The organism is Kitasatospora sp. NBC_01539 (genome assembly GCF_045040525.1).
GTDB lineage: Bacteria > Actinomycetota > Actinomycetes > Streptomycetales > Streptomycetaceae > Kitasatospora.
The window spans coordinates 2,061,476-2,076,590 of the sequence record NZ_CP109390.1; the positions used below are offsets into that span (position 1 = coordinate 2,061,476).

At 74.5% G+C, this 15,115-nt stretch carries 15 protein-coding genes; 13 read left to right on the plus strand and 2 right to left on the minus strand.

Annotation, left to right across the window (positions count from 1 at the left end):
* The first annotated feature begins 114 nt into the window (after window positions 1–114).
* Window positions 115–1,227, plus strand: coding sequence for a cation diffusion facilitator family transporter (locus OG335_RS08855; protein ID WP_405010484.1), 1,113 nt, complete (start codon window positions 115–117; stop codon window positions 1,225–1,227).
* 44 nt (window positions 1,228–1,271) lie between these two features.
* Window positions 1,272–2,183, plus strand: a complete 912-nt coding sequence (locus OG335_RS08860; RefSeq protein WP_405015338.1) for a 5'-3' exonuclease H3TH domain-containing protein — start codon at window positions 1,272–1,274, stop codon at window positions 2,181–2,183.
* 107 nt (window positions 2,184–2,290) lie between these two features.
* Here OG335_RS08860 and OG335_RS08865 read toward each other — a convergent pair whose 3' ends face one another.
* Complete coding sequence (locus OG335_RS08865; protein ID WP_405010485.1) at window positions 2,291–5,137, minus strand: DEAD/DEAH box helicase; 2,847 nt, start codon at window positions 5,135–5,137, stop codon at window positions 2,291–2,293.
* 585 nt (window positions 5,138–5,722) lie between these two features.
* Here OG335_RS08865 and OG335_RS08870 point away from each other — a divergent pair.
* The 9 genes from OG335_RS08870 (at window position 5,723) to OG335_RS08910 (ending at window position 12,883) form a co-directional block, all read left to right on the plus strand.
* A complete protein-coding gene (locus OG335_RS08870; RefSeq protein WP_405010486.1) occupies window positions 5,723–6,097 on the plus strand; it encodes a hypothetical protein in 375 nt (124 codons plus the stop codon).
* Between the two features lie 36 nt (window positions 6,098–6,133).
* Window positions 6,134–6,463, plus strand: a complete 330-nt coding sequence (locus OG335_RS08875) for an ArsR/SmtB family transcription factor (RefSeq protein WP_405010487.1) — start codon at window positions 6,134–6,136, stop codon at window positions 6,461–6,463.
* Window positions 6,464–6,649: 186 nt separating this feature from the next.
* The gene (locus OG335_RS08880) at window positions 6,650–7,279 is read left to right on the plus strand and encodes a helix-turn-helix domain-containing protein (RefSeq protein ID WP_405010488.1); all 630 of its coding nucleotides are present in this window, start codon (window positions 6,650–6,652) and stop codon (window positions 7,277–7,279) included.
* Window positions 7,276–8,610, plus strand: a complete 1,335-nt coding sequence (locus OG335_RS08885; RefSeq protein WP_405010489.1) for an MFS transporter — start codon at window positions 7,276–7,278, stop codon at window positions 8,608–8,610. Before OG335_RS08880 ends, OG335_RS08885 begins: the two co-directional genes overlap by 4 nt.
* 168 nt (window positions 8,611–8,778) lie before the next feature.
* A complete protein-coding gene (locus OG335_RS08890) occupies window positions 8,779–9,162 on the plus strand; it encodes a hypothetical protein (RefSeq protein WP_405010490.1) in 384 nt (127 codons plus the stop codon).
* Window positions 9,159–10,220, plus strand: coding sequence for a transcriptional regulator (locus OG335_RS08895; protein ID WP_405010491.1), 1,062 nt, complete (start codon window positions 9,159–9,161; stop codon window positions 10,218–10,220). Before OG335_RS08890 ends, OG335_RS08895 begins: the two co-directional genes overlap by 4 nt.
* 37 nt (window positions 10,221–10,257) lie before the next feature.
* Complete coding sequence (locus tag OG335_RS08900; RefSeq protein WP_405010492.1) at window positions 10,258–10,692, plus strand: roadblock/LC7 domain-containing protein; 435 nt, start codon at window positions 10,258–10,260, stop codon at window positions 10,690–10,692.
* 81 nt (window positions 10,693–10,773) lie between these two features.
* Window positions 10,774–11,148, plus strand: coding sequence for a hypothetical protein (locus tag OG335_RS08905; protein ID WP_405010493.1), 375 nt, complete (start codon window positions 10,774–10,776; stop codon window positions 11,146–11,148).
* Window positions 11,149–11,383: 235 nt separating this feature from the next.
* Window positions 11,384–12,883, plus strand: coding sequence for an amino acid permease (locus OG335_RS08910; RefSeq protein WP_405010494.1), 1,500 nt, complete (start codon window positions 11,384–11,386; stop codon window positions 12,881–12,883).
* Here OG335_RS08910 and OG335_RS08915 read toward each other — a convergent pair.
* Window positions 12,819–13,580, minus strand: coding sequence for a TetR/AcrR family transcriptional regulator (locus tag OG335_RS08915; protein WP_405010495.1), 762 nt, complete (start codon window positions 13,578–13,580; stop codon window positions 12,819–12,821). The genes OG335_RS08910 and OG335_RS08915 overlap by 65 nt on opposite strands.
* 120 nt (window positions 13,581–13,700) lie before the next feature.
* On the opposite strand from OG335_RS08915, the gene OG335_RS08920 reads away from it, so the two are divergent.
* Complete coding sequence (locus tag OG335_RS08920; protein ID WP_405010496.1) at window positions 13,701–14,510, plus strand: urea amidolyase associated protein UAAP1; 810 nt, start codon at window positions 13,701–13,703, stop codon at window positions 14,508–14,510.
* A complete protein-coding gene (locus OG335_RS08925) occupies window positions 14,507–15,112 on the plus strand; it encodes an urea amidolyase associated protein UAAP2 (protein ID WP_405010497.1) in 606 nt (201 codons plus the stop codon). Before OG335_RS08920 ends, OG335_RS08925 begins: the two co-directional genes overlap by 4 nt.
* Window positions 15,113–15,115 lie beyond the last annotated feature (3 nt).

A 15,115-nucleotide genomic window follows, 5' to 3' on the forward strand; every position in this document is an offset into this window, starting at 1 on the left:
ACGGTCACCACTGCAGTCTTTGGATCTTCCTCCGATGTGCGGTTCACTTCGGGTGCGGGCCGTGAGCGCCCGAACGGGCAGCGGGACGGGCACGACGCGCGGGAGAGGACTCCGATGGCCGGGCGCCACGACGACGAGCACGACCACGGCACCACGCACCGGCACGGCCGCGGCCCCGCGGACGGGCACGGGCACGGGCACGGCCACGGGGAGCACGGGCACGGCGGCCACGGGCACGCCGACGGCCACGGGGGGCGCGGGCACAGCCACGCGGTGGCCGCCGACGCCGACCGCCGCTGGCTGGTCGCCGCCCTGGTGCTGATCAGCGTCTTCATGGCGGGCGAGGTCGTGCTCGGCCTGGCCGCCGGGTCGCTGGCCCTGATCTCGGACGCCGCCCACATGCTCACCGACGCGGCGTCGATCGCCCTGGCCCTGGTCGCGATGCGGCTGGCCGCCCGCCCGGCGAAGGGCGGCTACACCTACGGCCTGAAGCGGGCGGAGATCCTCTCCGCCCAGGCCAACGGCGTGACCCTGCTGGTGCTGTCGGCGTGGCTGGCGTACGAGGCGGTGACCCGGCTGATCTCGCCGCCGGACGTCGCCGGCGGGCTCGTGCTCGTCACGGCCCTGGTCGGCATCGTCGTCAACGTCGCCGCGACCTGGTGCCTGTCGAAGGCCAACCGCAGTTCGCTCAACGTCGAGGGTGCCTTCCAGCACGTGCTGACCGACCTGTACGCCTTCGTGGCGACCGCGCTGGCCGGCCTGATCGTGCTGCTCACCGGCTTCGTCCGGGCGGACGCCATCGCGTCGCTGGTGGTGGTCGCGCTGATGGTGCGGGCCGGGTCCGGGCTGGTGCGCGACTCGGCGCGGATCTTCCTGGAGGCCGCGCCCGCCGGCATCGACCCCGACGCGGTCGCCGACCGCCTGGTCGCCGTGCCGCTGGTCGAGGAGATCCACGACCTGCACATCTGGGAGATCACCTCGGGCGAGCCCGCCCTCTCCGCGCACATCCTGGTCGCGCGCGGCGGCGACTGCCACGCCGTCCGGCGGGAGCTGCAGCGCCGGGTCCGCGAGGAGTACGCGATCGGGCACGCCACCCTGCAGGTCGACCACGTCGGCGAGGACGCCGACCAGGAGCTGCTGCAGATCAGCCGGACGGCCGTGGCCGCGGTCGAGCACTGCGCCGACGCGCACGGCCCGGTGCACCGCAGCGGGCCGCACGAGCACTGACGGCCCCGTACGGCATGATGCGGGGCGTGACCGCACCGCGCCTGATGCTGCTCGACACCGCGAGCCTCTACTTCCGTGCCTACTTCGGCGTGCCGGAGTCCCTGAAGTCCCCGGACGGCGAGCCGGTGAACGCCGTCCGCGGCCTGCTCGACTTCATCGCTCGGCTCGTCCAGGACCACCGCCCCGACCACCTGGTCGCCTGCATGGACGCCGACTGGCGGCCGCAGTGGCGGGTCGACCTCATCCCCACGTACAAGACGCACCGGCTCGCCGCCGAGCCCGCCGTCGCCGGCGAGGAGGAGATCCCCGACACGCTCGCACCGCAGGTGCCGGTGATCGAGCAGGTGCTCGACGCACTCGGCATCGCCCGGGTCGGCGTCCCCGGTTACGAGGCCGACGACGTCATCGGCACCCTCACCGCCCGCTCCGCCGGGCCCGTCGAGATCGTCACCGGCGACCGGGACCTCTTCCAGCTCGTCGACGACGCCCGCGGCGTCACCGTCGTCTACCCGGTCAAGGGCGTCGGCTCGGCGCAGACCGTCGACAACGCCGCGCTGCTGGAGAAGTACGGCGTCGACGGCGTCTCGTACGCCGACATGGCGGCCCTGCGCGGCGACGCCAGCGACGGCCTGCCCGGGGTGAAGGGCATCGGCGAGAAGACCGCCGCCCAGCTGATCCAGACCTACGGCGACCTTGCCGGGGTGCGCGCGGCGGCCGCCGACCCGGCCTCGAAGCTCACCCCCGCCCGGCGCCGGAACCTGCTGGAGGGCGCGCCCTACCTGGACGTCGCCCCGACCGTCGTCCGCGTCGCCCTGGACGTGCCGCTGCCGGAGTTCGACCCCGTGCTGCCCACCGAACCGCTCGACCCGATGGCCCTGGAGCACCTCGCCGCCCGCTGGGGCCTCGGCGGCTCCCTGGAGCGCCTCCTGGCCGTGCTCGGCGGCGGCACGCTCTGACGCCGCGGATCCCGGGGCATACGCCCACGGGGTCCGCGCGGGTCGTCGGCCCGGCACGACTGCGGGCGGCCCCGTCGACGGGGCCGCCCGCGGTCGTGGACGGCAGGTCAGCCGACCGAGGAGTACGCGATGATGCCGCGGCGCAGGGCGTCGACGGCCTTGCGGGCGGTGGTGCGCAGGTCGGCGTCCTCGCCGGCGGCGTCCTGGATCTGGCCGAGGACGTCGATCAGCTGCTTCGTCCAGCGGACGAAGTCGCCGGCCGGGAGTTCGGCCTCGCGGAGCACCGAGTCCAGGTCGTGGCCGAGGGCCCACCGGTAGGCGACCCAGGCGAAGCCGAGGTCGGGTTCGCGCTGGCCGACGCCTTCGGCGGTGGAGATCTTGTGCTGCTCCTCCAGGGCGTCGAGGTGGCCCCAGATGCGGATCATCCGGCCGAGGGCCTCCTTGGTGCCGCCCTCGGGCACGCGGGGCGCGGTGGCGTCGTCGGCCTGCCGCGACTCGTAGACGAGGGCGGAGGCGCAGGCGGCGAGCTCGGCGGCGCCGAGGCCCTTCCAGACGCCCTCGCGGATGCACTCGGAGGCGAGCAGGTCGAGCTCGCCGTAGAGCCGGCCGAGGCGCTTGCCGCTGTCGGTGACGGTGTCGCCCTGCAGGTAGCCGAGGTCGGTGAGCAGGCCGCAGACCCGGTCGAAGGTGCGGGCGATGGTGTGCGTGCGGGAGCGCATGCGGCGTTCCAGCAGCTCGGTGTCCCGGTGCAGGCGGTGGTAGCGCTCGGCCCAGCGGGCGTGGTCCTCGCGCTCGTCGCAGCCGTGGCAGGGGTGCTGGCGGAGGGTCGCCCGCAGCCGGCTGATCTCGGGGTCGTCCGCGGCGGCGGCGCGGCCGCGGCGGTAGCGCTCGGGTTCGAGATGGCCCGCCTTGGTGCGCAGGGCGGAGGCGAGGTCGCGGCGCGACTGCGGGCTGCGCGGGTTGAACGACTTCGGGATGCGCAGCCGGTCGACGGCGCTGACCGGGTACGGGAAGTCGATCATCGCGAGGCGCTTGACCTGGCGTTCCGCGGTGAGCACGACCGGGCGCGGGCCGTCCTCGTAGTCGGGGTGGCGGCCGGGCCGCGGACCGCCGCGGTGCACCGGGGGCAGCCCGGGGTCGAGGACGAGGGCGAGGCCGGCGAACTTGCCGGTCGGCACGTGGATGACGTCACCGGGTCTGAGCTGCTCGATGGCCTCGATCGCGGCGGAGCGGCGCTGGCCGGTGCCCTCGCGCGCGAGCTCGTTCTCACGGTCCTTCAGCTGCCGGCGCAGGGCCATGTACTCGTCGAAGTCGCCGAGGTGGCAGGTCATCGACTCGCGGTAGCCGTCGAGGCCCTCCTCGTTGCGCTGCACCTGGCGGGCGATGCCGACGACCGAGCGGTCCGCCTGGAACTGCGCGAAGGAGGTCTCCAGGAGCTCCCGCGAGCGGTGCCGGCCGAACTGGCCGACGAGGTTGACGGCCATGTTGTAGGACGGGCGGAAGGACGACCGCAGCGGGTAGGTGCGGGTGCCGGCGAGGCCGGCCAGCCCCTCGGGGTCGATGCCGCGCTGCCAGAGCACCACGGCGTGGCCCTCGATGTCGATGCCGCGGCGCCCGGCACGGCCGGTGAGCTGGGTGTACTCGCCGGGGGTGATGTCGGCGTGGGTCTCGCCGTTCCACTTGACGAGCTTCTCCATGACCACCGAGCGGGCGGGCATGTTGATGCCGAGGGCGAGGGTCTCGGTCGCGAAGACGGCCTTGACGAGGCCCTTCACGAAGAGTTCCTCGACGACCTCCTTGAAGCGGGGCAGCATGCCGGCGTGGTGGGCGGCGATGCCGCGCTCCAGGCCGTCCAGCCACTCGAAGTAGCCGAGGACGTGCAGGTCCTCGTCGGGGATGTCGTGGCAGCGCTGCTGGACGAACTCCCGGACCTGCCCGCGCTCGGCGTCGCGGTTGAGCCGCAGGCCGGAGGTGAGGCACTGCTGGACGGCGGCCTCGCAGCCCGCCCGGCTGAAGATGAAGGTGATGGCGGGCAGCAGGCCCTCGGCGTCGAGGCGTTCGATGACGTCGACCCGGCTGGGTGTCCAGACCCGGCCGGGACGGCCGGTCGGCATGGAGCGGCCGCGGCCCTTCGCGAAGCGGTCGCGGCTGCCGGTGCGGTCCATCTCGGAGCGGGCCAGGCGGACGAGTTCGGGGTTGACGGCCTTGGCGGGGTTGCGGGGCGCCGCCTTGGGGCGCCCGTCCCGGTCCGGGTTGGCGAACAGGTCGTACATCCGGTTGCCGGCCATGACGTGCTGCCAGAGCGGCACGGGACGGTGCTCGGAGACGATGACCTGGGTGCCGCCGCGGACGGTGTCGAGCCAGTCGCCGAACTCCTCGGCGTTGGAGACGGTCGCGGAGAGCGAGGCCAGCACGACCGACTCGGGGAGGTGGATGATGACCTCCTCCCAGACCGCGCCGCGGAAGCGGTCGGCGAGGTAGTGGACCTCGTCCATCACCACGTAGCCGAGGCCGTCGAGGGCGCGGGAGCCGGCGTACAGCATGTTGCGCAGCACCTCGGTGGTCATCACGACCACCGGGGCGTCGCCGTTGACGCTGTTGTCGCCGGTCAGCAGGCCGACCTTGGCGGCGCCGTAGCGCTTCACGAGGTCGCCGAACTTCTGGTTCGACAGCGCCTTGATCGGCGTGGTGTAGAAGCACTTGCGACCGCTCGCCAGCGCCAGGTGGACGGCGAACTCGCCGACGATGGTCTTGCCGGAGCCGGTGGGCGCGGCGACGAGCACGCCCTCGCCGGCCTCCAGGGCCCGGCAGGCCTCGATCTGGAACGGGTCCAGCGGGAAGTCGTAGAGCTGCTGGAAGCCGTGGAGCGCGGTGGCCTGCTCGGCGGCCCGGCGGCGGGAGGCCGCGTAGGCCTCGGCCGGACTGAGCTGCTCCTCGGGCAGGGGGGCGTTCATCGGCGTCACCTTCTCTTCCCGTGGGTGTACTGCCCGTGCGGGCCTGACGGGTGCGCAGACGGCGACGCCTGCGGCTGCGGGGCCGGGCGCGACGAGCGTCGGGCAGGGCCGCAGCGGGTGTGGTTGCTGTGGTGATCGAGCATCTCGCCCAGAGGTTACCCGGCGTGGCCGACATCGATAGCACCGTTTTTCGGGCCCGGTCGGGGGCGGGTGCCCGGCGGGGTCCGGGGCGGGCACACCGCGGGGTCCGGAGCCCCGGGTCGTCGCACCGGGTGACCGAGTCGTCCCCTTCTGTCGCAGACGCGTTCGACGGCCGCCCTCGGGCGCCGGGCGCGGCGCACCCCGGCGGCAGCGCACCGGAGCGGACCGGCCGCGCGCGCCGCACGGGGCGGTCGGCTGGCCGTTCTTTCACATCCTGAGTTGCAAATGTCTTCAACCAGTCATCGAAACGCCTTCGAACGATCCCTGAACGGGCATTCGCGGTCTCTTTCGATCATCGACCGAAGATTTCGCGACGGCCTCCCTACAGTCGGTGCCGAACCCGCCCCGGCCGTCCGGGGCACCGGCGACAGCAGGAGGAAGACGATGGCGAACCCCGAGACCGCGCTCAAGGAGGCCATGGCGATCGAGGGTGCGATCGGCGTCGCGCTCGTCGACTACGGCAGCGGCATGGCACTGGGTGCTCTCAGTGACGGCGGTGACCTCGACCTCAACGTCGCCGCCGCCGGCAACACCGACCTCGTCCGCGCCAAGATGCGGACGATGGAGATGCTCAACCTCCACGACAACGAGATCGAGGACATCCTGATCACGCTGACCAGCCAGTACCACCTGATCAGGCCCCTCACCACCGCCACCGGCCGCGGGCTCTTCCTCTACCTCGCCCTCAGCCGCACCCGCGCCAACCTGGCCATGGCCCGCCACCAGCTGCGGCGCATCGAGGCGGGCCTCGAAGTCTGACCGGCACCCCCGGCACCGCGACGGAGAGGGGGACGCGTGCCCGTACCGCTGTACCAGGCGAAGGCCGAGTTCTTCCGGATGCTCGGGCACCCCGTCCGCATCCGGGTGCTGGAGCTGCTGCAGGCCGGCCCCACGCCCGTCCGCGACCTGCTCGCGGACATCGACATCGAGCCGTCCAGCCTGTCGCAGCAGCTCGCGCAGCTGCGCCGGGCCGGCCTCGTGACCGCCACCCGTGAGGGCTCGACGGTCGTCTACGCCCTGGCCGGCGCGGACGTCGCCGACCTGCTGCGCGCCGCCCGGCGGATCCTCACCGAGCTGCTGCAGGACCAGGGCGTGCTGCTGGCCGAGCTCCGGGCGTCCGACTGATCACCGCCGCACCCTCCGGCCCCGGCCGCCCCTCGTGCAGGCCGGCCGAGGCCGGAGGGTACGGTGCAACCGGTCCGTCCGTACACCGGCACACCCCGCCGACCTGCGGACGAGCCGGCCGGACGGGCGTTCCGGCGCATGCGCCCCCGCTTGTAAAGAGTTCTTTCTAAAGATAGCTTTATATGCATGTCCGAGCCCGACCCCCCGCCGCCGCCCACCGTGCGGCTGACCGACCCGCGGGCCCTGCGCGCCTACGCGCACCCCACCCGGATGGCCCTCGTCGGCCTGCTCCGGCAGGAGGGCCCGCTCACCGCGACCCGCGCCGCCGAGCTGGTCGGCGAGTCCGTGGCGAGCTGCTCCTTCCACCTCCGCCAGCTCGCCCGCTACGGCCTCGTGGAGGAGGCCGGCGGCGGCCGCGGCCGCGAGAAGCCCTGGCGCGCCACCGCCCTCTACACCAGCTGGGACACCGCCGACGCCGACCCGGCCACCGCCGAGGCGGCCGGTGCGCTCCAGCGCACGGTGGTCGAGCGCTACGCCGCCCTGGCCGAGCGCTGGCTGGCGGCGCAGCGCACCGAGGAGCCCGCCTGGCGGCACGCCGCCGGCATCTCCGACACCCTGCTCCACCTGACCGCCGGGGAACTCGCCGAACTCGCCGCCGGCATGGACGCCCTGATGCGCCCCTACCTCGGCCGCCTCGGCGGCGCGGCCGACCGCCCGGCCGGCAGCCGGCCCGTCCTGCTCGTCCGGATGGCCCTGCCCTCCGACACGGCACCGCCCGCCCCGGACACCGACACCCCGGCGAAGGCCGCACCATGAGCACCACCCCGGCCACCACCCGGGCCACCGCTCCCGGCACCGACCCGGCCACCGGCACCGCGCCCGCGCCCGTCCGTGCCGGGCGGATACCGGTACCCGCCCTGCTGCGCGTGCGGGAGTTCCGGCGGTACTGGACGGGCCAGAGCATCTCCTCCGTCGGCGACCAGGTGACCGCCATCGTGCTGCCGCTGGTCGCCGTCGGCACGCTGCACGCCGACGCCGGCCGGATGGGCCTGCTGACCGCGGCCGGCTGGCTGCCCAGCCTGCTGTTCGCCCTGCCCGCCGGCACCTGGGCGGACCGCCGGGGGAACCGCCGCCGGGTGATGATCGCCGCCGACCTCGGACGGGCGGTGCTGCTGCTCACCGTGCCGGTGGCGTACGTGCTCGACGTGCTGACGCTCACCCAGCTGTTCACGGTGGCCTTCGCGATGGGCACGCTCAGCGTGCTCTTCGACGTCTGCAACGCCCACCTGTTCGTCGCGGTCGTCCCGGGCGGCCGCTACGTCGAGGGCAACTCGCTGGTGAGCGGCAGCCGGGCGATGTCGGCCGCGACGGGCCCGGGGATCGGCGGCGGGCTGGTGCAGCTGCTGGCCGCGCCCCTGGCGCTGGTCACCGACGCGCTGTCCTTTGTCGCGTCGGCGTTCGCCCTGGGCCGCATCCGGCCGACCGAGCCGCCCGCCGAGCCGCGGGAGCGCGGCGCCCTGGCGGCCGGGCTGCGCTTCATCAGGACGACACCGGTGATGCGCGCCTCCCTGCTGGGCACGGCCACGGTCAACCTCTTCACCTTCATGATCGCGGCGCTGTTCGTGCTGTACGCCACCACCACGCTCGGCCTCTCGGCCGGCCTGCTGGGCGCCGTGCTGAGCGCCGGCGCGCTCGGCGGGCTGCTGGGCGCCGCGGTCACCGGCCGGATCACCCGGCGGATCGGGCTCGGCCGGACCGCGGTGCTCGGGCTGGTGGCCTACCCCGCGCCGCTGCTGCTGGTGCCCGCGGCGGGCGGCGGTCGGTGGACGGTGGTCGGGGTCCTGCTGGCCGCGGTGTTCGGGTCGGGGGTGGGCGTGATGATTCTCGATATCACAGTGGGCTCGCTCTTCGCGGCAGTTGTGCCGGATCGGCTGCGATCCCGGGTCACCGGGGCCTATCAGGCGGTCAACTTCGGCATCCGTCCACTAGGTTCGGTTCTGGGAGGGGTGCTCGGGAGCACGCTCGGCCTCCGGCCGGCACTCTGGGTCGCCGCCGTCGGCGCACTCACCTCGTTCCTGTGGCTGCTGCCCTCGCCGATCCCCGGACTCCGCACCCTGCCCGACAGGCAGGAACAGGACGGGATCTGACGCACGGTCGGCGACGTTCCACGAGTTCGGGCATATGCCCGAGGAATGTGCCGGAACCCTCCCCCACGCCACCGCCCGCGCGGTAGCGTTGAGCCTCGATGGGGCTACAGCCAGTGAGGGCGTGGCCATGGTCGCGCCGCGGGGGGCGCTTAGGAGGGGTACGAACCATTGCCGGGCATCGACGACTGCCTGACCGAGGCGATGACCATCACCGGAGCCCTCGGCGCCAGCCTGGTCGACTGGACCAGCGGTCTCGCCCTGGGCGCCGCCGGCGCCGGACCGGGCGGTGACCACGACACCGGGGCCGCCGACGCCACCGAGGTCGCCCGCGCGATCACCCAGACCTCGTCCTTCGCCGACCCGGCCGCCAGGACGGCACCCGCCGAGGACGTCATCGTCACCTCGGCGGGCACCTACCACCTGATCCGGTTCGTGGAGACGGCGTTCGACAGCAGCGTCTTCCTCTACCTGCGGCTCGACCGGGCCACCGCCAACCTGGCGATGGCCCGGTTGCGCCTCGCGGGCATCGCCGAGGCGCTGGTGCTCGCATGATGCAGCCGACGCTCCCCTCCGCCCCGCCCCGCCCCGCCCTGCCGCCCACCGCGGTGCCCACCGTGCCCGCCGCCCGGTCGGCGCCGCCCCGGGCCGCGATGCCGCGGCTGCCGCGCCGGCACCGCTCCGGCTTCGCCCCGGCCACCGTCTTCGAGGCCGCCCTGACCGACCTGTCGGCGGACGGCGCCACGGGGGCCCTGCACGGCTCGGCCGGCACCGTGCACCTGGTCGACGGCGCGGTGGTGCACGCCGAGAGCCCGGCCACCCCCGACGTCGGCACGCTCCTGACCTCGGCCGGCCGGCTCTCCGCCCGCACCTGGGCCGACGCCCTCGCCGCGAACCGCGCGCACCCGGCCGCGGACCACCTCGTCGCGACCGGCCTCATCGGCCGCGGCGAGCTCGAACTCTGCCAGCTGACCGCCGTCCTGGACGCCGCCTTCTTCGCGCTGCCGCAGAACGACGGCCCGATCGGCTTCCTGCCCGGTGTACGGCCGGGCATCACCCTGCACCGCCCGCTCGCCGCCGGGGCGCTGCGGCTGGCCGTCGCCCGGCGCCGCACCCTGCTGGACCGCACCTGGCCGGACGCCCGGCTCGACGCGGCCGCGGTCCGCGCGCTGCCGCCCGGCAGCGGGGCGCACCGGGCCGGGCGTTCCGGCAGCCGCAGCGGCCGCCGCCGGGCGGTGCTGGCCGCGGCCGACGGCTTCCGCACCCCTTCGCAGATCGCACGGCTGCTGGGCCGGTCCGCCTACACCACGCTGCTGGACATCAGGCACCTGGCGGCGGCCGGGCTCATCGAGACTCCCGCGCCCGCCGGGCCGGTGCCGGCCGTCGCCGCCGTCGCGGCCCGCGCGACGGCAGCGGTCCCGGTCGCCCCACCCGATCCGTCGTCCGTCCCGCCGGCGGCCGGGGCGGCGGTGTCCCCCGCGGTGCCGCCGGGCGCGGCGGTGCAGGCCCGCCCGCAGGTGCTCCTGCCGTCGCCGGGGGCGCACGACTTCCCGCCCGATCCGGAGATCGCCCTGCTGCTCCGGATCCGAGCCGCTCTGGAGGCCCGACTGTGAGCGTCCCACCCGCCCGTACGCCGTCCGCGGCCGCGTCATGAAGCGCGCGCTGCGCCAGTTCACGGCGAAGCGGTCCCCGATCCTGCCCGAACCGGAGGTGCTCAGCGAACTGCGCGGCCTGCGGGCCTCCGTGCCCCACCTGACCGGCGGGCTGGTCGCGACCACCGACGGGCTCGTCGTCGCCCACGACACCAACGGCCTGGAGCCGGAGGGGCTGGCGGCCCTGACGGCGGCCGCGCTCGGGGTCGGCTCCCGGCTGATCGAGGCCAGCGGCCAGGGCGGGTTCCGCGAGCTGCTGACCCGGGGCGACGACGGCTACACGGCGACGTACGCGGCCGGGGGGCACGTCGTCCTGACCCTTTTCGCCGGGCCGGACGCCAACGTCGGCCGGCTGCACTTCGAGGCGCGCCGGGCGGGCTCCCGGATCGCCGCCCTGGCGGACGCGGCGCTGGAGCGCCAGGACCGCCCCTGAGACCACCGGCCGGCCCACCGGGCCGCCATGTCGACCCGTTCGATCCACGACAGACGACACCCCGTCACGGAAGGACCCACCATGGCCAGCACCGAACACTCCCTCAAGGACGCGATGAGCTCGATCGAGGGATCGATCGGCGTCGCCCTCGTCGACTACAACAGCGGCATGGCGCTCGGCACCATCGGCGGCGGCCCGGAACTCGACCTGAACGTGGCCGCGGCGGGCAACACGGACGTGGTCCGGGCCAAGGTGCGCGCCATCGAGATGCTGAATCTCAAGGAGGCGATCGAGGACATCCTGATCAGCCTGTCCTCCCAGTACCACCTGATCCGGCCGCTCACCAGCCGTTCCGGCAAGGGCCTGTTCCTCTACCTCGCCCTGGACAAGCAGCGCGCCAACCTGGCCATGGCCCGCCACCAGCTGAAGCGCATCGAGGCCGAGCTGGAGGTCTGACGCAACACCGGCACAGCACCGGCACGACGGCGGCGGGCCGGACGACGTACGTCGTCCGGCCCGCCGCCGTCGTGCCGCGCGGGCCTCCCCGGGGCGCGGATTCCGCCGCACCGCCCGGCGGTCCGCCGGTGAGCACACGGCAACGTACCCGCAACAGCCGGGCAACGCCCGGGAATCCGGACCGCCCTACTTTCTGTCAACCGACAGAAACTGCCGCGGAAAGCCGGTGCCCCCCATGACCACCAGCACTCCCCTCGCCCCCGCCACCACCCCGCCACCACCCGCCTCCGCCGAGGCGCTCCCCTACCCCCAGCAGCTCCACCGCACCATGGGCAGGTTCGCCTCCTTCGCGGCCGGCTTCTCCTTCATCTCGGTGCTCACCACCGTCTTCCAGCTCTTCGCCTTCGGCTACGGCTTCGCCGGCCCGGCCTTCGTCTGGACCTGGCCGCTCGTGCTGGTGGGCCAGCTGGCGGTGGCCGCCTGCTTCGCCGAACTCGCCGCCCGCCACCCGATCTCCGGCGCGATCTACCAGTGGGCCGGCCGGCTGGCCGGGCCCGCGTACGGCTGGTTCACCGGCTGGCTGATGGTGCTCGGCCAGGTCGTGGTGGTCACCGCGGCCGCCCTCGCCCTGCAGGTCGTGCTGCCCACGCTGTGGAGCGGCTTCCAGGTCGTGGGCGGCGACCCGTCGCCGACCACGGCGAGCGGCGCCGCCAACGCGGTGGTGCTCGGCTCCGTCCTGATCGCCCTCACCACGCTCGTCAACGCGATCGACAACCGCGTGCTGTCCTGGGTGAACGGCATCGGCGTGACGGCCGAGCTCGTCGGCATCGCGCTGATCGCCGTGGCGCTGTTCACGCACACCGAGCAGGCGCCCGGTGTGGTGCTGCACACCGGCCACACCGGCGGCGGCGCGCTGTGGGCGCTGCTGGTCGGCTCGTTCACGGCCGCCTACGTGATGATCGGCTTCGACAGCGCCGGCGAGCTCTCCGAGGAGACCGTCGCACCGCGCCGCACCGCGCCGCGCACCATCCTCACCGCGCTGACCGCAGCGGGCGTCTGCGGCGGCCTGCTGCTGCTCGGCGGCGTGCTGGCCGCACCGAGCCTGACGGACGGCCGGCTCGCCACCGAGGGCCTCTCCTACGTGCTCACCAGCAGCCTCGGCGACGGGCTCGGCCGGGCGCTGCTCGCCGACGTCGCGGTCGCCGTGTGCGTCGGCACGCTGGCGATGCAGACCGCCGGCACCCGGATGGTGTTCTCGATGGCCCGCGACAACGCCCTGCCCGCCGCCGGGCGGCTCGCCACCGTGCACCCGCGCAGCGGCATGCCGCGCTGGGCCGCACTCGCCGTGGGCGTGCCCGCGGTCGGCTTCCTGCTGCTCAACCTGGTGTCCCCTGCGGCGTTCCTCGCCCTGTCGACCACCTGCATCGTGCTGGTCTACGCGGCGTACGCGCTGGTGGTGGGCGCGCTGCTGGTGCGGCGGCTGCGCGGGCTGCCGGTGGGCGACGGCACGGTGGCGGACGAGAGCGGCCGGCCGCTGTTCTCCCTCGGCCGCTGGGCGCTGCCGGTCAACGTGCTGGCGCTGGTCTACGGCGTGGCGATGGCGGTCAACCTCGCCTGGCCGCGGGCCTCGGTGTACGACCCGGAGGGCGGCCACTGGTACCTGCGGTGGTTCAGCCTGCTGGTGCTGGCGGCCGCGCTGGCGACCGGGGCGCTGTACCGCCGGCTGCGCCGCTGACCGCGGCCTCCCGCAGGAGCCGCTCGCCCTCGGGGCGGGCGGCTCCGCGCTGTCCGGCGGAGCAGCCCGCGTAGCGCAGCACGGCGTCCGCGAGGGCGCGGGCGACCTGCGGCGCCGTCCGTCCCCCGGGTTCACGGGCGACCGCGACGCCGCCCTCGACCAGGCCGAGGAGCAGGTCGGCGGCGAGCTCCGGGTCGTCGCCGCCGTGGCCGGACGCGGCGAGGAGGCCGCCGTACGCGGCCCTGAGGTCGGCACGGGCGCCGCGGAAGCGGGCGAACCGCTCACCGCGCACCTCGGGCAGCTGGTAGAGCGCGCCGAGGTTGGAGAGCCCGCCGAAGAGCAGTTCGGTGTCGCGGGCGGCGAGGGCCCAGAGCCGGGCCTGCGGGCTGCTCGCGGTGTCGGCGAGCAGGGCGCGGGCGAAGGCGAGGGAGGGCTCGACCGTGCTCTCCAGCAGGGTGGCGAGGATGTCCTCCTTGCGCGCGAAGTAGTGGTACATCGAGGCCTGGCGCAGCCCGGCGCGTTCGGCGACGGCGCGGGTGGTGGTGGCGGCGTAGCCGTTCTCGGTGAAGAGCGCGGCGGCGGCGGCGAGCACCTGCTCGCGGGGTTCGAGTCCGCTGGCGGAGGGGCCCTGGGCGCGGGGGCGGCCGACCCGGGCGGTGGTGCGGCGGGCGGCGTCGGGGCGGCGGCTGACGGACACGTGCCGATCCTCGCACACGGGGGGCCGTACCCCGGCCCGGTGATTGCCGTGAGGGGACGGTAACTCCCGCGTTACACAAGGGCAATGGCGCCGAAGCCGCCCCTCCCTAATTTCTGTCGCATGACAGAAACCCACGACGCGGAGGCCGGCACCGCCACCACCACGGCCGCCCGCGCCCACGCCAGGTCGCAGGCGGGCACGGTCGTCGACTGCATGCCGGTGCTGCCCCCGCCCCCGGGCACCCTGTGGTCCGAGACCGTCGCCGGCGGCAACTACACCCACCTCGCACTCCCCGCCGGGACCCTCGTCACCCTCACCGACCGCGACGGCGACGCCTGCGCCCACCTGCTGCTGTACGTCACCGCCCGGCCGTGGGAGCGCCTCAACACCGCCGACACCGTCAAGGTCCAGTGGAACGCCTACCTCGGCACCGGCAGCCAGCTCCTCTCCGGCGACGGCCGGGTGCTCGCCACCGTCACCGCCGACACCTCCGGCCGGCACGACGCCCTCGCGGGCACCTCCACCGCCGCCCGCAACACCACCCGCTACGGCGACGGCAGCCCGCAGGGCCCGTCCCCCGCCGGCCGCGAACTCCTCACCCTCGCCGCCGCCAAGCACGGCCTGGGCCGGCGCGACCTGCCGCCGAGCCTCTCGTTCTTCCACGGCATCACCGCCGCCCCCGACGGCACCCTCCACTCCACCGGCTCCGCCGGGCCGGGCGCCGCCGTCACCCTGCGCCTCGAACAGGCCGTCACCCTGCTGATCGCCAACACCGCCCACCCGCTCGACCCCCGGCCCGCCTACCACTGCACCCCGCTGCAGGTGCTGGCCGTCCCCGGCGCACCCACCGGCCCCGGCGACCCGCACTGGGACGCCACCCCCGAACAGCACCGCGCCCACCTCAACACCACCGCCCTGGGGGTCCGATGACCGTCCTGCTCGACCAGACCGTGCCCGCCCGCGCCGCCTGGTCGGCGGTCGTGCGCCGCGGGCAGCGCCTCACCATCACCGACCTCGGCGGCAACCAGGCCGTCGACTGCCTCCTCTACGACGCCCACGACACCGCGATCCGCTACAGCGCCCCCGACACCCTCCAGGCGCAGGGCTCGCTCTTCCTCGGCAAGGGCAGCGTGCTGATGTCCACCGAGCACACCCCGCTGATGACGGTGGCCGAGGACGACTGCGGCAACCACGACACCATCGCGGGCGCCTGCTCCAAGGAGTCCAACACCCTGCGCTACGGCCACCACACCTGGCACCAGCACGCCTGCGTCGAGAACTTCCTCGCCGAGGGCGCCCGCCACGGCCTCGGCCGGCGCGACCTCGTCCCCAACATCAACTGGTACATGAACGTGCCCGTCGAGCAGGACGGCACCCTCGGCATCGTCGACGGCCTCTCCGCGCCCGGCCTGCGCGTCGTGCTGCAGGCGGAGACCGACGTCCTCGTCCTCGTCTCCAACTGCCCGCAGATCAACAACCCGTGCAACGGCTTCGACCCGACGCCGGTCCGCATGACGGTCACCGGGTCCTAGAGC